Source organism: Paraburkholderia sp. BL6669N2 (assembly GCF_003387275.1).
Lineage (GTDB): Bacteria > Pseudomonadota > Gammaproteobacteria > Burkholderiales > Burkholderiaceae > Paraburkholderia.
Map to the genome: position 1 here is coordinate 992,099 of NZ_QUNA01000001.1, position 19,830 is coordinate 1,011,928.

14 protein-coding genes are annotated in these 19,830 nt (G+C 62.6%); 2 read left to right on the forward strand and 12 right to left on the reverse strand.

Annotated elements, in window-relative coordinates; genetic code table 11:
- The first annotated feature begins 136 nt into the window (after positions 1 to 136).
- Together B0G80_RS04475 and B0G80_RS04480 are read left to right on the forward strand one after the other, a co-directional pair.
- Complete coding sequence (locus B0G80_RS04475) at positions 137 to 1,219, forward strand: glycosyltransferase family 2 protein (RefSeq protein ID WP_116117144.1); 1,083 nt, start codon at positions 137 to 139, stop codon at positions 1,217 to 1,219.
- Positions 1,220 to 1,376: 157 nt separating this feature from the next.
- Positions 1,377 to 1,598: a hypothetical protein gene (locus tag B0G80_RS04480; RefSeq protein WP_012433250.1), complete on the forward strand. Its 222-nt coding sequence runs from the start codon at positions 1,377 to 1,379 to the stop codon at positions 1,596 to 1,598.
- Positions 1,599 to 1,741: 143 nt separating this feature from the next.
- Here B0G80_RS04480 and B0G80_RS04485 read toward each other — a convergent pair whose 3' ends face one another.
- From B0G80_RS04485 to B0G80_RS45685, 12 genes are all read right to left on the reverse strand, one after another.
- Positions 1,742 to 3,046 carry an MFS family transporter gene (locus tag B0G80_RS04485; RefSeq protein ID WP_106284298.1) on the reverse strand — a complete coding sequence of 435 codons (1,305 nt, stop codon included), beginning with the start codon at positions 3,044 to 3,046 and terminating at the stop codon, positions 1,742 to 1,744.
- 297 nt (positions 3,047 to 3,343) lie between these two features.
- Positions 3,344 to 5,074 carry a SpoVR family protein gene (locus tag B0G80_RS04490; protein WP_116117145.1) on the reverse strand — a complete coding sequence of 577 codons (1,731 nt, stop codon included), beginning with the start codon at positions 5,072 to 5,074 and terminating at the stop codon, positions 3,344 to 3,346.
- A complete protein-coding gene (locus B0G80_RS04495) occupies positions 5,071 to 6,342 on the reverse strand; it encodes a YeaH/YhbH family protein (protein ID WP_116117146.1) in 1,272 nt (423 codons plus the stop codon). Before B0G80_RS04495 ends, B0G80_RS04490 begins: the two co-directional genes overlap by 4 nt.
- Before the next feature lie 126 nt (positions 6,343 to 6,468).
- Positions 6,469 to 8,391, reverse strand: coding sequence for a PrkA family serine protein kinase (locus tag B0G80_RS04500; RefSeq protein WP_012433254.1), 1,923 nt, complete (start codon positions 8,389 to 8,391; stop codon positions 6,469 to 6,471).
- Between the two features lie 803 nt (positions 8,392 to 9,194).
- Complete coding sequence (locus tag B0G80_RS04510) at positions 9,195 to 9,956, reverse strand: hydratase (RefSeq protein ID WP_116117148.1); 762 nt, start codon at positions 9,954 to 9,956, stop codon at positions 9,195 to 9,197.
- 401 nt (positions 9,957 to 10,357) lie between these two features.
- Complete coding sequence (locus B0G80_RS04515; RefSeq protein ID WP_116117149.1) at positions 10,358 to 12,118, reverse strand: methyl-accepting chemotaxis protein; 1,761 nt, start codon at positions 12,116 to 12,118, stop codon at positions 10,358 to 10,360.
- Positions 12,119 to 12,720: 602 nt separating this feature from the next.
- Complete coding sequence (locus B0G80_RS04520; RefSeq protein ID WP_106284292.1) at positions 12,721 to 13,761, reverse strand: LacI family DNA-binding transcriptional regulator; 1,041 nt, start codon at positions 13,759 to 13,761, stop codon at positions 12,721 to 12,723.
- 166 nt (positions 13,762 to 13,927) lie between these two features.
- Entirely contained in the window at positions 13,928 to 14,983 is a 1,056-nt protein-coding gene (locus B0G80_RS04525) for an ABC transporter permease (protein WP_106284291.1), read from the reverse strand.
- Positions 14,983 to 16,578, reverse strand: coding sequence for a sugar ABC transporter ATP-binding protein (locus B0G80_RS04530; RefSeq protein WP_116117150.1), 1,596 nt, complete (start codon positions 16,576 to 16,578; stop codon positions 14,983 to 14,985). Before B0G80_RS04530 ends, B0G80_RS04525 begins: the two co-directional genes overlap by 1 nt.
- A 304-nt stretch (positions 16,579 to 16,882) precedes the next feature.
- Complete coding sequence (locus B0G80_RS04535; RefSeq protein WP_106284289.1) at positions 16,883 to 17,845, reverse strand: sugar ABC transporter substrate-binding protein; 963 nt, start codon at positions 17,843 to 17,845, stop codon at positions 16,883 to 16,885.
- 352 nt (positions 17,846 to 18,197) lie between these two features.
- Complete coding sequence (corA, locus tag B0G80_RS04540) at positions 18,198 to 19,175, reverse strand: magnesium/cobalt transporter CorA (protein WP_106284288.1); 978 nt, start codon at positions 19,173 to 19,175, stop codon at positions 18,198 to 18,200.
- Positions 19,176 to 19,306: 131 nt separating this feature from the next.
- A complete protein-coding gene (locus B0G80_RS45685; protein WP_181196656.1) occupies positions 19,307 to 19,477 on the reverse strand; it encodes a hypothetical protein in 171 nt (56 codons plus the stop codon).
- Positions 19,478 to 19,830 lie beyond the last annotated feature (353 nt).

Here is a 19,830-nt window from a genome sequence, read left to right on the forward strand (position 1 = left end):
CTTTCATAAGCCAAACATTTCTTCCTGTTTTTTACCGATTATTTTTCCCGCGTGATGGACTATTTTTCTGCTTGCAGCGACGTGTGCGCCAGGCGGACCCGCTGCCGCCCCTCATCAGATAACAAAGGCGACGCTTATGTCCATCTCCCCGACTCTCTCCCACCGCCCGAAAGTCTCGATCTGTCTGCCGACCTGCAATCGACCTGAGCTGATCGCGACGTGCATCGACTCGTGCCTTGCGCAGAGTTACGACAATCTGGAGATCGTGATCGGCGATGACTCGAAAGACGCGCGCACTGAGCGGTTGATCGCAGCGCGCTACGCGCGCGAACCGCGCGTGCGCTACATGAAAAATCAGCCGCCGCTCGGCCAGGCGGGCAATGTCGCGAGCCTGTTCGAGCGCGCACGCGGCGACAAAATCCTGCTGATCCACGACGACGACCTGCTCACCACGGACGGCGTCGACAAGCTCGTGTCGCTATGGACGCTTTACCCGCTGCTCGAGGTGGCATTCGGCGATCAGTATGAAGCCGATCACGGCGGCGCCATCAACTTCCAGGCGAGCGCGGACCTGAACGCCGCATTTCGGCGTACGAAGGACGCCGAAGGCCTGCAGTCCCTGCCGGGCCGAACCGGTCTGGTCCAGATGTTTCCGAATAACAGCTGGATGGCCAACGCCGAACTGGTGAAGCGGATCGGCTACCCGGAAAAGTACGGCGTGTGCTGCGACTTCGTGTTCGGCACCGAACTCTGTCTCGCCGCGCGCGAGGTGTTCTATCTGCACGACTATGTTTCGGTGTATCGAAAGACGGCAAGCTCGATCTCGCATAGCACGCGCGGCACGGCGGTCGCGGCAACGGTCAGCGCGTATGCGTACGTCAAGGCGTTGCGGCTGCCGGCGCAACTGGAGCCGTCGCGCAAGCTGGCATTGCGCCGGCTCGCGCCGATCGTGGTGTCTATCCACGCCAGGAATCGTCAGGTGCTCGCAGGGTTCAAGGTCGCCTTCACGCATCTGTTCGCGTACAACTACGGCTTGAGCATACGGCTTTACTATCATCTTCTGATGCTTGCGCGTGCTGCGCTCAGCGCGCCTCAGCAGGCCGTCGCGGCGGCCGCGGGCGCCGCGGTGGCGGCCGCGCCCATTGTGGCCGCGGATCCGGCGGCCGTGGTGAAGGAACTCGTCTCCGAACTGGTCAGCGATCGTTCGGAACCGGTCTGACGCGACGCCATCGGCGCGGAACGCCTGCAAGCCCCGAGCAATAAGCGTGTTTTGTGCTAAGCATCCAATGCTAAGCAATCGCGGATTTGTTGCTTGGTCCGGTGTGGCGCACTGATTACGATGAGAGCGAACCTACACCCGTCTCGAGGTAACTCGCATGTCCGACAGTGCCTGTTTCAAGCCGCGTGTGATCGAACCTGTCGTCGTCAACCAGCCTGAAGGATTGGGCCTCGCAGTGGAGCTATGGCTCGCGCAACCCGTCGACGGAATTGCGGGGCGGGCGCTGCAGATTCATCTCCGCAGCGACGCAAAAATGGCGCAGGCCGAGACGCTGCGCGATCTGCTGCATGCGTTGGGCACGGAGATCGTCGTGGCGTGAGCATGCGCCCTGCCCTCGAAGTGCAGTCGGATTGCTCCGACTGCGCACGCGCATAAAAAACGGCGGCCAGGGCTAACCCCTGACCGCCGTTCTCACACATCGCCAGAACATACTTTCGCGCGAGCGGACCTCGGTTCAAAGACTCAGGGCTCGAGACGCAGATACCCTTCTTTCGACGGATCGCGCATCCGCAGCGAAACGAGACCGGCGACCGCGCACAACGCGGTCACGTACCAGTAGAACATCGACTCGTTGCCGACCGACTTCAGCCACAGCGCCACATACTCCGCCGAGCCGCCGAAGATCGCGTTCGCCACCGCATACGAAAGCCCCACGCCGAGCGCCCGCACTTCCGGCGGGAACATTTCCGCCTTGATCAGGCCGCTGATCGACGTGTAGAAACTGACAATCGCGAGCGCCACCACGACCAGGCCGAAGGCCGCATACGGGCTCGTCACGTCTTTCAGCGCGTGCAGCAGCGGCACGGTGCCGATGGTCGCGAAGAAGCCGAAGAACAGCATGGAACGGCGGCGGCCGATGCGGTCCGACAACGCGCCGAACGCCGGCTGCATCACCATGTAGACAAAGAGCGCCGCGGTCATCACGTTGCTGGCCGTCTTCGCGTGCATGCCCGCCGTGTTGACCAGGTACTTCTGCATGTAGGTGGTGAACGTGTAGAAAATCAGCGAGCCGCCTGCCGTGAAACCGAGCACCGTCATGAACGCGCCCTTGTGCAGCCACAAGCCGCGCAGCGTGCCGGCTTCCTTGCGTTGACGCGTTTCGGCGGTGGTGGTTTCGTCGAGCGATTTACGCAGATATAGCGCGACCAGTGCCGCGACCGCGCCGATTGCGAACGGCACGCGCCAGCCCCACGCCTTCAGCTCTTCGGTGGAAAGCGTCTGCTGCAGCACCACCAGCACCAGCAGCGCGCACAATTGCCCGCCGATCAGCGTGACGTACTGGAACGACGCGAAGAAACCGCGCCGGCCCTTGAGCGCGACTTCACTCATGTAGGTTGCGCTGGTGCCGTACTCACCGCCCACCGACAAGCCCTGGAACAGCCGCGCGACCAGCAGCAGCGCCGGCGCCAGCGCACCGATCTGCGCGTAGGTGGGCAGCACGGCGATCACGAGCGAGCCGCCGCACATCATGAATACCGACACCATCATCGCGGTGCGGCGGCCGTGCTTGTCGGCGAGGCGGCCGAAGAACCAGCCGCCGATCGGACGCATCAGGAAGCCGGCGGCGAACACGCCCGCCGTGTTGAGCAATTGCGTGGTGGTATTGCCGCTCGGGAAGAACGCCGGCGCGAAGTACAGCGCGCAGAACGAATACACGTAAAAGTCGAACCACTCGACGAGATTGCCTGATGAAGCGCCAACAATCGCGAAGATGCGGCGCCGGGTATCGTGAGCCGAGGCCACGGTTTGGTCGGTTAGGTCGGTCATGCTGGTCTCTTTCCTTATCTTTGAACGGAGGTAGCGGTCTTGGCGCCGCCTTCATCACGCGCGGCGAAGTGCCCTGCCGGCATGTCGTCGCACGCGTGCGCGAATTTTACAGAACCGCAAGGCAAAGATGGGAGTTTGTTAGCGACCCGCGAATGCGCGCCATCCGTCTTGTTGCGGCGCGGCAGTATTGAGAACCGGCCTGATCGCGGTCGGGCAGCCAAGAAAAAAGCCAGCTCGAAAGCTGGCTTCTTTGGGTCACAACACATCAATCGCGCTGCGTTGCACTGCGGCCTCCGGTCACACTCTCACCGCCGGCGGCACATAACGGCACTCGTAGCGCTTGCGGACCGTGCCATTCTCATCGACGCTTTCCAGATACACGTCGAATTGCCACAGCCGCGCCATGTGCTTGAGCACTTCGTCGCTATCGCCGGAAAGATGCCGGTTGTCGCTCATGAAGTGCCGCAGCGTCAAACTCCGGTCGCCGCGCGTGTTCACCGCCCACACCTGAATATTCGGCTCGCGGTGATGCATGTCGTACTGCCGCGACAGCGCCTGACGCACGTACTGATAGCCGCTGTCGTCGTGAATTGCCGAGACTTCGAGCGCATCGCGCATGTCGTCGTCGAGCACGGAGAAGAGGCGCATTTCCCGGATCAGATGCGGCGACAGATACTGCGCGACGAAACTCTCGTCCTTGAAGTTGCGCATCGCGTAGTGCATGGCCGGGAGCCACGGACTGCCCGCCAGTTCAGGGAACCACTTGCGGTCTTCTTCCGTGGGGGATTCGCAGATGCGGCGAATATCGCTCATCATCGAAAAACCCAGCGCGTACGGATTGATCCCGCTGTAGTACGGTTTCGTGACCGGCGGCTGGTAGACCACGTTGCTGTGCGAATGGAGAAACTCCATCATGAAGCCGTCTTCCAGCTTGCCCTGGTTGTACATGGTGTTGAGCAAGGTGTAGTGCCAGAATGTCGCCCAGCCCTCGTTCATCACCTGGGTCTGCCGTTGCGGATAGAAATACTGGCCGACCTTGCGCACGATGCGGATCACTTCCCGCTCCCACGGCTCCAGCAGCGGCGCGTTTTTCTCCGCGAAATACAGCAGGTTCTCCTGCGGCTCCGGCGGATAGCGCTCCTCGACTTCCTCCGGCAGCGGCGTATGCCGGGTCGGCAAGGTGCGCCACAGTTCATTCACCTGCGACTGCAGATAGGCTTCGCGTTCGCGGCGCGCCGCAAACTCCTTTTGCAGCGACAGCTTCTGCGGACGTTTGTAACGGTCCACGCCATAGTTCATCAACGCGTGGCAGGAATCGAGCAGCTCCTCGACCCGGTCGAGCCCGAAACGCTCCTCGCACTCCGCGATGTAATTCTTCGCGTACACAAGGTAGTCGATGATCGCGTGCGCATCCGTCCACAGCCTGAACAGATAGTTGCCCTTGAAGAACGAATTGTGCCCATAGGCCGCATGGGCGATGACGAGCGCCTGCATCGTCATCGTGTTCTCTTCCATCAGATACGCGATGCAGGGATTCGAATTGATGACGATCTCGTACGCCAGCCCCATCTGCCCGCGACGGTAGCTTTTTTCGGTGGAGAGAAAGTGTTTGCCGAACGACCAGTGACGGTAGTTCACCGGCATACCGACGGACGCGTACGCATCCATCATCTGTTCGGCGCTGATGAGTTCGAGCTGGATCGGATACACGTCGAGTTCATATTGCTCTGCAACACGGGCAATATGCGAGTCGTACTCTTCGATCAATTCGAAGGTCCAGTCGGACGGGCACGGCAGAGGCCGTCTATCGGCTACGTTCATACGGACTTCCCTTTGCCCCTGAGTGGGCGTTCCGGTGTGTCCCCGTGCTGCAGCGGTGTCGACTGCTCCGGCTGCGGCGGTTCCGGTATCGTCCGCCCTCGCCTCGGCATGCCCCGACTGTTGCTGCTGCGGCACGCCTTTTCCGTGCTCCGGCGCGCCGTTCGCCGACTCGCCGCGCACTTCGTTGTGCAGGGGCTTGTTCGTCATGAATTAGCCGCCTGCTTTTCGAACAACTCGCGAAACACCGGATAAATGTCAGCCGCGGTCTCGACTTTCTTCATCGCCATGTGCGGCTGGCTCAAGGCCAGTTGCGCATATTCCAGCCACAGATTCTGCTCTTCCGGCGTCACCTGAATATACGCAAAATAGCGCACCTTCTCCAGGATGTCATCCGAGAGTATCTTGCGGCACTTCGGCGAGTCGTCGGTCCAGTTGTCGCCGTCCGACGCCTGAGCGCCGTAAATATTCCATTCAGTCGGCGAATAGCGCTCGTCCATCACCTTCTGCATCAATTCCAGCGCGCTCGACACCACCGTGCCGCCGCTTTCGGTCGAATGGAAGAACGTGTCTTCGTCGACCTCTTCGGCGCGCGTGTGGTGGCGAATGAACACCACTTCGATCTTCTCGTAGTTACGCTTGAGGAACAGATACAACAGGATAAAGAAGCGCTTGGCGAGGTCCTTGCGCTGCTCGTCCATGGAACCGGACACATCCATCAGACAGAACATCACGGCCTGGCTGGACGGCGTGGGCTGCTTCACGCGGTTCACGTAGCGCAGATCGAACGGATCGATGAACGGAATCCGCCAGATGCGCCCGCGCAAATGATGAATCTCTTCTTCGAGCAGTTTGATGTCTTCGCGACGGTCGTCGGGATCGGCTTTCATGACCTCCAGTTGCCGCTCCATCTCGTGCAACTGGTTGACGAGCGGCGCCCCGAGCGCGATGCGGCGGCCGAGCGCGCTGCGCAGCGAACGGACCACGTCGATGTTGTTCGGCGTGCCTTCGGCAGCCCAGCCCGCGCGAATGCTCTTCCACGTCGGGACGGCAAGCAGATGGGTTTTGACGAGGCGCGGCAGTTCGAGATCGTCGAAGAAATACTGCATGAACTCTTCACGACTCAGCTCAAACACGAAGTCGTCCTGACCCTCGCCTTCATTGCTGGCCTGATTGCCCCCGCCTCCGCCACCGCCCCCTTGGGGGCGCTGGATCTTGTCGCCGCGGATGTAGTCGGAATTGCCCGGATGCACCATTTCCCGCTTGCCGCCGGGGCCATGCCGGAACGACGGCTCCGCAATGTCCTTGCGCGGAATGGTGATGCTCTGGGTGTTCTGAATGTCCTTGATGCTGCGGTCGCGCACGGCTTCCGAAACGGCGCGACGAATATAGTTCTTAACGCGACGCAAAAAACGTTCGCGATTCGCAATGCTTTTGTTCTTGCCTGCTAACCTGCGGTCGATGATTTGATGAAGCACGCCCGGTCTCCCGCTGTAATATCGCGTTTGCGAGACGTAGCTGCCCAAGGCAACGTTATGTCCATGCAGCTTGCGCCTCGCAGGGTGCCCACGCGGTCGGACCGCGCGGGCGGCACGCAATGCGCATCATGACGACTTGCGCACGCGCAGATACCAGTCACACAGCAAGCGCACCTGCTTCGGCGTATAGCCCTTCGTCACCATGCGATTGACGAAGTCTTCGTGCTTGCGTTGTTCTTCCGCCGAGCCCTTGGCGTTGAACGAAATCACCGGCAGCAGTTCCTCCGTGTTCGAGAACATTTTCTTTTCGATCACCACGCGCAGCTTCTCGTAGCTGACCCATGCCGGATTCTTCCCGCCATTGGCAGCACGCGCACGCAGCACGAAGTTCACGATCTCGTTGCGGAAGTCCTTCGGGTTGCTGATGCCCGCCGGTTTTTCGATCTTCTCCAGTTCGGCGTTCAGCGCCGCGCGGTCGAAACTCTCGCCGGTGTCGTGGTCGCGGAACTCCTGATCCTGAATCCAGAAGTCCGCGTACGTCACATAACGATCGAAGATGTTCTGGCCGTACTCGGAATACGACTCCAGATAAGCGGTCTGAATTTCCTTGCCGATGAACTCCGCGTAGCGCGAGGCGAGCACGTCTTTGATGAACGACAGGTACTTCTGTTCCGTTTCCGGTGGGAACTGCTCGCGTTCGATCTGCTGTTCGAGCACGTACATCAGATGCACCGGATTGGCCGCGACCTCGGTCGAGTCGAAGTTGAACACGCGCGAAAGAATCTTGAACGCGAAACGGGTCGACACGCCGGTCATCCCTTCGTCCACGCCCGCGAAATCACGGTACTCCTGATAAGACTTGGCCTTCGGATCGGTGTCCTTCAGGTTCTCGCCGTCGTACACCTGCATCTTCGAGAAGAGGCTCGAATTCTCCGGCTCCTGCAAGCGCGTGAGCACGGACATCTGCGCCATCATCTTCAAGGTGCCCGGCGCGCACACCGCATTGGCCAGCGACGAATTGCGCAGCAGCTTCTCGTAGATCTTGATCTCTTCACCGTAGCGCAGGCAGTACGGCACCTTCACCACGAAGATCCGGTCGAGCAGTGCTTCGTTGTTGCGGTTGTTGCGGAACGCCTTCCATTCGGACTCGTTCGAGTGAGCCAGAATCACGCCGTCGAACGGAATCGCGCCGAAGCCTTCCGTGCCCTTGAAGTTGCCTTCCTGGGTTGCAGTGAGCAACGGGTGCAACACCTTGATCGGCGCCTTGAACATTTCGACGAACTCGAGCAGCCCCTGATTGGCGAGACACAAGCCACCGGAGTAGCTGTATGCGTCCGCGTCATCTTGTGCGTACTGTTCGAGTTTGCGGATGTCGACCTTACCGACCAGCGACGAAATGTCCTGATTGTTTTCGTCGCCCGGCTCGGTTTTGGCTATACCGATCTGGCGAAGGATCGACGGGTAGCGGCGCACCACGCGGAACTTGCGGATGTCGCCGTTGAATTCGTGCAGGCGCTTGACCGCCCACGGGCTCAGAATGCTTTTCAGGTAGCGGCGTGGAATACCGTATTGTTCTTCGAGAATCGGGCCATCTTCCTCGTAGTCGAACAGACCGAGAGGCGACTCGTTCACGGGCGAGCCCTTGATCGAGTAGAACGGCACGCGTTCCATGAGCTGCTTGAGACGTTCCGCGATCGACGATTTACCGCCGCCGACCGGGCCCAACAGATACAGGATCTGCTTCTTTTCTTCGAGCCCCTGGGCCGAGTGGCGGAAGTAGGCGACCACCTGCTCGATCACCTCTTCCATTCCGTAGAACTCACGGAATGCGGGGTATACCTTGATGACCTTGTTCGCGAAGATGCGCGACATGCGCGGATCGTTACGAGTGTCGATCTGTTCCGGCTCCCCGATCGCCGTTAACATGCGTTCGCCAGCCGTGGCGTACGCGGCGGGATTGTCTTTGCAGAGCGCGAGATACTCCTCGAGCGAGAGCTCATCTTCTCGCGTTTTCTCGAAGCGGGTCGCGAAACTGCTGTAGATATCCATGCTACCTCCTCGCCGAAGTCTAGACCGATGTCGTGCGCGGCGCGCTATTCGGAAACGACATCGCTCGAATTCATCCTAAACCCTTTTAAATTTTTTTTCACGAACTACGTTGCGAAAATCGCGCCGTATTCGTCTCCCAACACTCGTCACTTGGAAACAAAGTTTCGACCACCTACAATCTTGCGCTCATACCGCAGCGATTGCGGTCACTCGTCGCTGCCCTTCTACTGCTGCCTTGCCGCCCTATCAGCAGCCTGCTGCAATGCTGCTCGTGCTGATCGAAGTGTCCCGCAATATTCTCTTGCACCAGCCGTTACGTTCATCGAACGATCCCACCGCAATATGAGACGGCGTGTCTGCACACGCACACTTTGTTGCTAAAAGCGCGGACGTCTGCCCGCTTTCTGTGTCCGGGTACTTTTTCCTCAACGCGCGACACGAGCGTTCGGTCGACACCGACACCAGACTGTTACATGTTCATGCGCGCTTCGTGCGCGCCTCGTAGGCCGTCTCAAGCTTAAGCAAAGTCCGTGCGGTTTCATGCGCTTCGTCAACTGATGAACGGTTTTGTTCCGCGTCATTTACACAGCTCTTCATGAATCGCCCCGTGCGACATGCGCGCATTAACCGCGTCGAGAGCATGGTTAGCCGCATGTATAACTGGATGACGACATCAGCCCGCATCGCTTCAATAGGTGTATACGGCGAGACCGCCCTCACAGATGCGAAGAATGTAAAACGGCCACCCTCAGGCGGCCGTTTGAACGGAGCTTCGTAATGCACTGTTACAAGCGTGCGATACCTCAGGTCAGTTCAATCTCCACTTCCCCGAGGCCGTCGATGCGGCCGCGCACGACGCCCGCTTTATCCAGCCTGTGGGCACCGACATACGAACCGGTAGTGATGGTCCACTCGGGCTCGATCGTAATGCCCATGGCAGCGCAATGGTTGACGAACCACACCAGCAGTTCGCGCGGGTCGCCGGCCGGATTGCCGGTGGCTTCGGGTAGCAGCGAAGCGCCCTCGAAGCTCAGTTCCAGTTCCGGCGAGACGAAGTCGAAGCCGCGCGCGAGACCCGCATAAGCGACCGGATGGCCCGTGATCAACGCACCGTTGTTCTGGGCGTCGGCCAGTTGCGCGAGCGGCGCGACATTCGGCCACTCGGTGAAGCGGCTGTCCACGATCTCGATGGCGGGCAAGACGACGCCGACCTTCGAGAGCACCTCGTCGCGCGCATAGGCGCGGCCGCGCGGTTCGATCGCCTCCACGAAACGGAAGGCGATCTCCAGTTCGACCAGCACTCTGAAGAAGCCGTCATGCGCGACGCGCGCCGGCGATCGCAGCACCAGCGAAGCCGGAATCGGCGCGCCCGCGGCGGCCGCGCCCGGCGCTTTGGCGCCGATCTTCCAGGCGCCGGTCGAGTCGCCGAGACCTGCGATAACCGCCTGCTGGATCGCGTATGCGGTTGCCGCGTCGGGCGGCAGGCTGTCGGGTGCGGGCGCATCGATCGGGCGATGCTGCCGGCGTGCTTCGACGAGGCGGTTCGCGAAGTCGTATGGCGTCATGTCGGTCCTTTGGGGCTGGCGCATTGAGCGATTGGGAGTGGCGTGCTGGTGGGTGGTGGCCGTGCGTCGGGCCATGCGTTTGGGTGGTGCGTTGCGCTAGTCGCGGGCGGCGGAGCCATGCGCGTGGGCTAACGGGCCGTCGGCTCTTGCCGCACAATGCCGGGCCGCATTGCCCAGGCACGGTTGCTTCGGTGCGTCCGTCAATGTACCGGATCATGACGCCCGCCAGGGGGTCGGCCGACGCCGCAAACGTTACTTAATGCGCACGCCATAAAAAAAGACCGCGGATGCCTGCGCAATCGCGGTCTTTCGAAGCCAGTCGGCGTTTTTTTCCCACAGCACCGACCCATCTAATGGGATCGGCGGCGGCGCCGGGAATGAATGTTGCGACTGACTTCCGCTTAGAACGTTTCCCAGTCCTGATCGCTCCCCGGGGCTTTAGCAGGCGCGCGTGCTGGTGCGGCAGCGGCCTGTGCCGTTGTGGCCGGCGCCTTCGTCGCAACAGCGGCGTGCGGCGCGGGTTGCTCGGCGCGAGTATGCGAGACCTTGCGCGCGACGACTGAACGCAGCGGCGCGGCGACGCGCTTCGGTGGCGTACTTACGGGCGCCTTGTAACCGCTTTCTTCGAGGTGGAACACGGCCACTGCGGTACGCAGCTTGCCGGCCTGATCTTCGAGCGACGACGCTGCGGCCGCGGCTTCTTCGACCAGCGCGGCGTTCTGCTGCGTGACTTCGTCCATCTGCGTGACGGCGCGCGCCACCTGATCGATGCCGCTGCTCTGCTCTTCCGATGCCGCGGCGATTTCGCCCATGATGTCGGTCACGCGCTGCACCGCGCCGATGATCTCGGTCATGGTGCGGCCGGCTTCGTCGACCAGCGCCGAGCCCGACTGCACGCGCTCCACCGAGGTGTCGATCAGTTCCTTGATTTCCTTCGCCGCCGCCGACGAGCGCTGCGCGAGGCTGCGCACTTCACCGGCCACGACCGCGAAGCCGCGCCCTTCCTCGCCGGCCCGCGCCGCTTCCACGGCCGCGTTCAAGGCGAGGATGTTGGTCTGAAACGCAATGCCCTCGATGATCGAAATAATGTCCGCGATTTTGGCCGAACTTTGATTGATGTCGCCCATCGTGCCGACCACCTGGCCGACCACCGCGCTGCCCTTGTTGGCGATCTCCGACGCGTTGGCCGCCAGCGAACTCGCCTGGCGGGCGTTGTCGGCGTTCTGCTTGACCGTGCCGGTCAGCTCTTCCATGCTCGATGCGGTTTCCTGCAGCGCCGACGCCTGCTCTTCGGTACGCGAGGACAGGTCGATGTTGCCGGCCGCGATCTGGCGCGTGGCCGTCGCAATCGATTCACTGCCGCTGCGCACGGTACGCACCGTTTCGGTGAGGCTGCGCTGCATTTTGGCGATGCCTTCGAGCAACTGCCCCATTTCGTCGCGCGAGGTCACGACGACCGGGCGGCGCAGATCGCCCGCCGCAATCGCGTCGAAATGACCGAGGGCGGCATCGAGCGGCCGGGCGATCGCGCGGCTGAGCGTCAGGTACGAAATCACCGCCGCCAGCACGCCGATCAACAACGCACCGGCGCTGACCATGCGGAACACCTCGAAGCTGCTTTGCGCACTGTCGTAACCCTCTTTCGCCGACGTGAACTGGTATTTGCGCAGTGCGTCGTCGGAATTGGCGAGGTCGTTGTAGGCGGCTTGCAGACGCTTGGCGCCGTCGACCAGCTTGGGCGAGTCGTTCGCGGCGACGATCGTCGCGAAGGCGTCCATCTGCTGATGCAGCGCCTCACGTTTGGAGACGACGTCTTGCGCGAGGCGGTCTTCATCCGCATCGCGCGGCAGGTCCATGTACTTCTTCCACCATGTGTCGGACGTGGCGCGCATGGTGCGCGCGCGCTCGAGCGTCGGCGGCGCTTCCGGCGTGCCGATCATGAACGCCGCGCGGTCGAGCGCGAGCCGTTCGCGCGCCGCAAACAGCTCGGCGTTGCCGATATTGACCGCGCTCGGCATGGCGTTGGTGAACGTGTCCTTATAGGCGTCATTCGAACGGCTCATGCCGATCAGACCGAATACGCCGATGGCGACGAGCAGCGCGGCGAGAAACGCCATCGTGAGGCCTATCCGCGCCTTGATCGTAATGCCCTTGTTCAACATGCTTGTTCCTGTGCTTGACAAAATGTGAGGCTGCGTCCGCAGCGCGGCTTGGCGTGTGGCGTCTGCGTAGTCGCGTTCTTTCGATACCGCGCTCTAATGAGCCTGTTTACGGCATGGTGACAGCGTACTTGAAGGATTTATATGGTATGAGGAAAGGCGGCGTAGGCAGTGGAATAAATTACAATAAGCTGACAGCCGGCGGGTTGGTAGGCAGCCGAAGTGGAACCGGAGCGGCGGTGGGTCAAGGTCGGCAGAGCGAGGCGGCCCGCCGTTGCGGCGGCTGGCAGTGTGCTCGCGGCGTCGCCGCAAAGGTCCTGGATTGCGGCGGCGTTAGCGAGCGCAGCAAGGTTGAATCCGTCCGACTGCCTGATCCCGATTTGACAAGGCAAGCGTAGAAATACTGTTTAGCGCCGGGACATACGCGCGTTTCCAACGCCGCATCCGACAGCGTCCGCGGAGTCGCCGAACTGTTCAGCAGCCCGCCGCGGGTCACTGCGGGTGAAACTCGAAGGCTTACGTGTTGCGCGAAAGAAATCGCTTCGCGCGAGCAACCGCTCCGCTAACCACAAATGCGCGTTTGAAATCCGCGCATCCGTATGCAGTCACGCCGCCAGATCGCGCCTGGCCGCGCCGGCCCATGTCGCGGTGGATTCGCGCACGATCAGCCGCGGCGACACCACGCGCCGGCGGCCCGGCGCGCGTGGCGTGCCCGACGAGGTCCCGGCGATCCGTTCGATCAGCGTCTGTGCGGCCATATCGCCGAGCGCGCGTACCGATTGCCCGACGGTCGAGAGCGCCGGATAGGTGAAACGCCCCAGTTCGATATCGTCGAAACCGATGATCGAGCAATCGCGCGGCACGCTGATATTGCGTTCCGCGGCGGCGCGCAACGCGCCGATGCCCATCATGTCGTTGCCGGCAAAAATCGCCGTTGGCCTGAGCGTGTCGAACAGTTGCGCGGCCGCACGGTGGCCGCCGGTGCCCGAAAAATCGCTTTCCACGATCGCGTCGGGCGGAATCTCGATGCCGCGCTCCGTCATCGCGCGGATAAAGCCGTGCACGCGCATCGCGCTGACCGCCGTCTGAACCGGCCCGGTGATGCAGCCGATCCGTACATGCCCCAGTTCGAGCAGATGCCGGGTGGCCAGATAGCCGCCCTTCTCGTGATCGATCTGCACCAGATCCGCGTTCAGCCCTTCGATGTTGCGATCCAGAATGACCAGCGGCTCGTGCGAGTCGGCAAGCGTCTGCGCGAGCACGGCGTCGTCGCCGGCGGACGCGACGATCAGGCCGTCGATGCGCTTTTCCTGCAGCACGCGCAGATAGTTACGCTGCTTGGCCGGATCGTCGTCGGAATTGCAGAAGAACACGCAGTAGCCGTTGCGCGAACAACCGTCCTCGATGCCGCGCGCCAGTTCCGCGAAATACGGGTTCGTCGCGTTCGGCACGACCAGCCCGATGGTCGCCGTCGCCCGCGCCTTCAGCGAGCGGGCCACCGCCGACGGAACATAGTGGAGCTGACGGATCGCGTGCTCGACCTTCGCGCGCACGTCCGCCGACACCGGCCGCGAATTGTTCACCACGTGCGATACCGTCGTGAACGACACGCCTGCCGCAGCCGCTACATCCTTGATCGTCGCCATAACCTGTTGCTCTCCCGCCTGTTTTACCGCCGGCCGCGCCACTTGGCGACCCGCCGGACTCTTCATCGAAGATCGACTCAATCCGTGAATTCTTACGCTTTACCGCTCATGACGCTGTGACTGTTCAGGTTGCGTTACTCTGCCGGCTTACGTCGACCTTCACCGGTCAGGCCCGCTTGCGGCGGCTGCGATACGTATCCAGCACCACCGCCACCACGATCACCGCGCCGGTGATCATCCGCTTGGTCGGCTCGTTCGCGCCGATCTGCGCGAGGCCGGCCGCCAGCACGGAAATGATCAACACGCCGAAAAAAGTGCTGATCACCGAGCCGCGTCCGCCCATCAGGCTCGTGCCGCCGATCACCACGGCCGCGATCACCTGCAGTTCCACGCCCTGGCCCGCGTTCGGATCGGCCGCTTCCAGCCGCGAAATCTGGAACAGCGCGGCCAGCCCCGAGAGCGCGCCCATCAGCGCGAACACGATAACCTTGTAGGGCCGCGGATTGACGCCCGCGAGCCGCACCGCTTCCTCGTTGGTGCCGATGCCGACCAGATAGCGGCCGAATACCGTGCGTGTGAGCACCAGCTGCGCGATGACCATCACCGCCACCGCGATCAGGAACGCCGGCGAGATGCCGAGCGCGATCGGGTTCGACAGGAAGTCGAACGCGTCGCCGATATAGGCGGTGCGCGAATTCGTCATCTGATACGCCATGCCGCGCGCCGCTTCCAGCACGCCGAGCGAGACGATGAACGACGGAATCCGCCAGCCCACCGTCACCGCGCCGGTGATGGTGCCGGTCAGCGCCGCCGCCGCGACGCCGAGCAGCGCCGACGGCAATGCCCCCCAGCCCCACTTCAGCGCGGCCACGCTCACCACCGACGCACCGAGCGCCAGCACCGATCCCACCGACAGATCGATGCCGGCGATGATCAGCACGAAGGTCATGCCGACCGACATCACCACCAGATCCGGAATCTGGTTGGCGATCGTGCTGAACGTGTCGTAGGTCAGAAAGTGGGAACTCAGCAGCGAGAACAGCACGATCATCCCGAGCAACGCGCCGGCGAGCCCCAGGTAATTCGAAAAGCCCAGCCGCGTGCCGGCCGGCTTGCCGCTCGCGAGCGGCGCCGACGGATCGGGCGGCGGTGTCACGGTGCCCGTGCCGCTCGCCGTGCCTGGCTTGTCGCCCGATGCTTCCCGCAACGGTTGATCGTTCATCACACACTCCCTGCTTCGCTGGTGTCGGGGGCGGCGTGCAGCAATGCTTCGCGGCTGCGGTAGCCGGCGAAAGCCGCGGCCAGCAACGCGTCCTGCGACCAGTTATCGCGCTCGAACACACCCGTCATGCTACCTGCGGACATCACGCCAATCCGGTCGCAGATCAGCATGAGCTCCCGCAAGTCGCTCGACACCACGACGAGCGCGCGCCCTTCACGGGCCAGCGCACCCATCAGGCCATAAATATCGAACTTCGCGCCGACGTCGATGCCGCGCGTCGGTTCGTCGAATAACAACACGCGGCAGTCGCGCGCCAGCCAGCGGCCGATCACGACCTTCTGCTGGTTGCCGCCCGACAGCTCGCCGACAATCTGCCCCGGCCCCGACGTACGGATCCGCATCGCCGCGATCTGCGTCTGCGCCAGCGCGTTCTCCCGCTTCGCATCGACGATGCCGTGCCGCGCCACGCTGCCGATATTGCCGAGCGATACGTTAGCCGCGATCGGCTGCGGCAGCAGCAGGCCTTCGCCTTTGCGGTCCTCGGTGATCAGCGCGATGCCCGCGCGCACCGCGTCCGACGGCGAAGCAATCTGCACCGGCGCGGGCGGCGCGCCCGGCGTTGCGGCCAGCGAAACGGTGCCGCTATCCTTCGGATCCGCGCCGTAGATCAGCCGCATCAACTCCGTGCGGCCCGCGCCGATCAGGCCGCTGATGCCGAAAATCTCGCCCGCGCGCACTTCGAACGACACCTCGCGGACTACCTTGCCGCGCGTCAGCCGGTCCACTTTCAACAGCGGCGCGCCGATGTTGCGCACGCCCAGTTCGATCCGCTCGCCGAGTTCGCGGCCGACCATCCATGTGACGATTTCGTCGCTAGTCAGGTTGGCCATCGCGTCGACATGCACCAGCCGCCCGTCGCGCAAAATGGCGATCTGCTCGGCCACCCGCGCGAGTTCCTCCAGCCGGTGCGAGATGTAGATCAGCGCCACGCCGCGCGCCTTGAGCCGGTCGATCTGTTCGAACAGCAGATCGACTTCGCGCGCGGTCAGCATCGCGGTCGGTTCGTCGAGGATCAGCACGCGGCAATCGTCGATCAGATTGCGTGCGATCTCCACCATCTGCTGATGGCCGATGCCGAGCTCGCCGACCAGCGTGTCCGGATCGATCGCGTCGAGCCCGACCTGCGCCATGGCGTGACGCGCGTCCTCGCGCAGCTTGCGACGGTCGATCCAGCCGAAACTGAATGCGCCGACGCGCGGCAAGCGGTTCAGGAACAGGTTTTCGGCCACGGACAAGGTCGGCAGCAGATTCAGTTCCTGCATCACCATGCGCACGCCGAGCGCCTCGGCCTGGGTACGGCTCGCCGGTGCATACGGCACGCCGCCGAGCTGCATCGTGCCGGCGGTCGGATCGACCAACCCGCCGATGATCTTGGACAGCGTACTCTTGCCCGCGCCGTTCTCGCCCGTCAGCGCCAATACCTCGCCGGCGCGCAGCGACAGCGAAACGTCGGCGAGCACCGGTTCGGCGTAGGTCTTGCCGATGCCGCTGACAGACAGGACGGCAGGCACGGCGTCGTGATCGGTTGAATCCATCGCAATCCTGGTTCCCGGGCGGCAGCCGCGGCCTCATCCGATTCGACCGGGTGAAGTAGCAGCTCTTGCGCCCCATGTCATGCCGGCCCAATGCGCGGAATGCGCCGGCGCTAACAGCCACGCACCCTCCCGTCGCGCGGCACCGTCATGACGCTTACCTCTGGAATTAACGGCGGCGCGGCAGGTTTCTTGAGCGTTTATTGAATAGACGCGGGTTTGGCGGGCGCAGGTCGAGCATGAAGCATGAAACGGCGCCGGCGCGAACCCGCGTACCCGACTTACCCCGGGACTGACCGGGCAATGCTTACTTCGTGACCAGATCGCACGGCGTTTCCACCACGCCGGACAGATCCGCCTGCTTCTTGTGCTCGCTGAGCGCCTTCAACGCGGTGTCGATACCGAACACGGCCTGCTTGGCCGCGTACTGATCCGCGGTGGCGAGCACGCGGCCATCCTTGAGCATCGGTTTGATCGCATTGATGTTGTCGTAGCCGACCACCAGCACCTTGCCTTGCTTGCCCGCCGCGCGCACCGCCGAGACCGCGCCGATCGCCATGTTGTCGTTGCCGGCGAGCAGCGCCTTCAGGTTCGGGTATTCGTTGAGCATGGCCGACGCGACCGCGTTGCCTTTGTCGATTTCCCATTCACCCGATTGCACCGAGACGACCTTGGCGCCGACCGTCTGCATCGCGTCCTTGAAACCCGCGGTGCGCTGCTGTGCGTTGGTGGTGGTCGACACGCCTTCGATAATGCCGACCTCGTCGCCCGACTTCAGCTTCTTCGCCAGATAGTCGCCGACCTTCTGCGCCCCCTTGCGGTTGTCCGGGCCGACGAACGGCACGTTCAGGTTTTTCGACTTGAGCACGTCGGGGTCGAGCCGGTTGTCGATGTTCACCACGATGATGCCCGCGTCGATCGCTTTCTTGACGACCGGCACCAGCGCCTTCGAATCGGCCGGCGCCAGCACGATCGCGTCGACCTTAGACACGATCATCTGCTCGACGATGCGGATCTGGTTCGCCGTATCGGTCTCGTCCTTGATGCCGTTGGTGATCAGGTCGAACTGCGACGGATTGTGCTTCTGATAGTCCTTCGCGCCGGTCTCCATCGTGAGGAAGAACTCGTTGGCGAGCGACTTCATCACGAGCGCGACCTTCGGTTTATGAGCGGGCGCGCTTTGCGCGTACGCGGAGGAAAACGGCAGCGCGGCGGTGGCGGTGGCGAGGACGGCGGCCGTCAGGATGCGGCGGCGAATGCGTTGGCTCATGCATATCTCCAGGGTCTGGCAGGCTCGCGGCGGAGCCTTATTTTTAATTAGTGCGCAAACGTTTGCGAAGCCCATTCTCAGCGCAGTCTATTCTGATTGTCAACGATGCGCGGTGTTGCAGTGCATCGGCACGCGGGACGCACGGCGATGCACTGCATAAGGTCGAATCGAAGCGGCGCGCCGCTTCAGCGCGCCGGCAGACGACGTGTGGCAAAGAGTTCCTCGCTTGGTCCGTGCGTGTCGGATTGACCGCCGGTTGCAAGATTGCAAGCCGGCGGGCCGCCTATGCTGGACTTTTATTGCGTGCGGTGCAAGCGCGGAGCGGCGCGGACGAACGCCGCACCGCCTCACATCAGAGCCAGCCGGCCTTGCGGAAGCGCCAATACAGCACGAGATCGACGCTCAGCATGACCAGAAGACAGATCGGATAGCCGTACTGGTAATGCAATTCGGGAATGCTCTGGAAGTTCATCCCGTAGATGCCGGCGATCATGGTCGGCACCGCGAACAGCGCCGCGAACGAGCCGAGCCGTTTGGTCACCTCGCTCTCGGCCAGCGAGATCATGCCGAGATTGACCTGCACGGCGGTGACGACCATTTCGCGCCGGCCGTCGATGATTCTGACGATCCGGTCGAGATGGTCGTAGACATCGCGGAAGTAAGCCTGCATGCCTTCGCAGATGCTCGGAATGCGGCCGCCCGTCAGTTTGCTGAGGGCTTCCTGCAACGGCGCGATATGGTGCTGCAGGATCACGAGGCGGCGCTTCAGCGAGTACAGATCCTCGATGATCGCGCGCGAAGCCGCCGAATTGTTGCGGTCGAAAATGCGGTCTTCGAGCGCTTCGATCTCGGTGTTCATGGTCTCGACAATCGGGAAATAGCGATCGACGATATCGTCGGCGAGCGCATACAGCACGAACGCCGAGCCTTCCTTGAGCAGTTGCGGCTCGCGCTCGCAGCGGGCACGCACGTTCTGGAAGCCGGCGCGGGTGCCGCGCCGCACGGAGAGCACGTAATTGGCGCCGACGAACACGTCGACTTCGCCGATCAGCAGTTCGCCCTCTTCATCCATTTCCACCGTATGCATCACGGCGAACAGCGACTCGCCGTACTCCTCGATCTTGGGACGCTGGTGGCCGTTCTGGGCATCTTCGATCGCGAGCTCATGCAGGCCGAACTCGTGTTTCATCACGGCCAGTTCGCCCGGCCCCGGGTCTTTCAGCGCCACCCAGACGAAACACTCGGGCCGGGCCACGTAGTCGCTGATGCTATCGATGTCGATGTCTGCCAGCTTCCGGCCGTCCTGATACGCGGCGCAATTGATCAGCATGTTGAGTTACCTTGAAAACGGAACAGACCGGCCGCACGCTTACGATACGTAAGCCAGGCGGCGCTCTGCATGAACGAATTTGCTTTAGCCGCCATGTTAAGGGCTACGCGTGAAGGCCATGTATCGAATTGTTAAGCCTCGCGGCCGACGATGCGCGCGGCCGGCACCGGCTTGAACGGAACCGGCTCGGCGGATGTCGAGGCGCAGCCGGCGAGCACGCGGAGACCTGGCGCGGCAAGCGCTCCTAGCCTCGCGAATGCGACTAGTGCGGCCTGGCGGTGATGGTCCGGACGCGTCGGCATGCTGGTCTCCCGTCTAGTTGGTTATGGTCCCGCTCGTGTGCGTATTCTTCTGATCGGTATGCGGGACAATGCCTGGCCATCCTGATTGCTGACCGCTGCTGCTGCCCAACCTTTGCCATGCATCATAGCAACGGCCACCCGTTCCGCCAGCCTGGCCGAACGGCCGACCCCGCGACCTCTTGCACGGCGCCGCGTTCTTCTTCATGATCGCTGCAAAGGGCGGTTCCGTGTGCTACCGCGTGCGAGGTCCGCGTTGCGGATTTACCCTCGGTTCCAGCGCATACCTTCGCCCGCCGGCACCTCGCCATCGCTCTAGCGACAATGCGCAACGCTTCAGGTCCGGCCTCGTCCGA

Coding starts and splice junctions, on each gene's coding strand:
- B0G80_RS04475 (WP_116117144.1), top strand. CDS start 137: ATGTCCATCTCCCCGACTCTCTCCCACCGCCCGAAAGTCTCGATCTGT.
- B0G80_RS04480 (WP_012433250.1), top strand. CDS start 1,377: ATGTCCGACAGTGCCTGTTTCAAGCCGCGTGTGATCGAACCTGTCGTC.
- B0G80_RS04485 (WP_106284298.1), bottom strand. CDS start 3,046: ATGACCGACCTAACCGACCAAACCGTGGCCTCGGCTCACGATACCCGG.
- B0G80_RS04490 (WP_116117145.1), bottom strand. CDS start 5,074: ATGACGAACAAGCCCCTGCACAACGAAGTGCGCGGCGAGTCGGCGAAC.
- B0G80_RS04500 (WP_012433254.1), bottom strand. CDS start 8,391: ATGGATATCTACAGCAGTTTCGCGACCCGCTTCGAGAAAACGCGAGAA.
- B0G80_RS04510 (WP_116117148.1), bottom strand. CDS start 9,956: ATGACGCCATACGACTTCGCGAACCGCCTCGTCGAAGCACGCCGGCAG.
- B0G80_RS04515 (WP_116117149.1), bottom strand. CDS start 12,118: ATGTTGAACAAGGGCATTACGATCAAGGCGCGGATAGGCCTCACGATG.
- B0G80_RS04520 (WP_106284292.1), bottom strand. CDS start 13,761: ATGGCGACGATCAAGGATGTAGCGGCTGCGGCAGGCGTGTCGTTCACG.
- B0G80_RS04525 (WP_106284291.1), bottom strand. CDS start 14,983: ATGAACGATCAACCGTTGCGGGAAGCATCGGGCGACAAGCCAGGCACG.
- B0G80_RS04530 (WP_116117150.1), bottom strand. CDS start 16,578: ATGGATTCAACCGATCACGACGCCGTGCCTGCCGTCCTGTCTGTCAGC.
- B0G80_RS04535 (WP_106284289.1), bottom strand. CDS start 17,845: ATGAGCCAACGCATTCGCCGCCGCATCCTGACGGCCGCCGTCCTCGCC.
- corA (WP_106284288.1), bottom strand. CDS start 19,175: ATGCTGATCAATTGCGCCGCGTATCAGGACGGCCGGAAGCTGGCAGAC.
- B0G80_RS45685 (WP_181196656.1), bottom strand. CDS start 19,477: ATGCCGACGCGTCCGGACCATCACCGCCAGGCCGCACTAGTCGCATTC.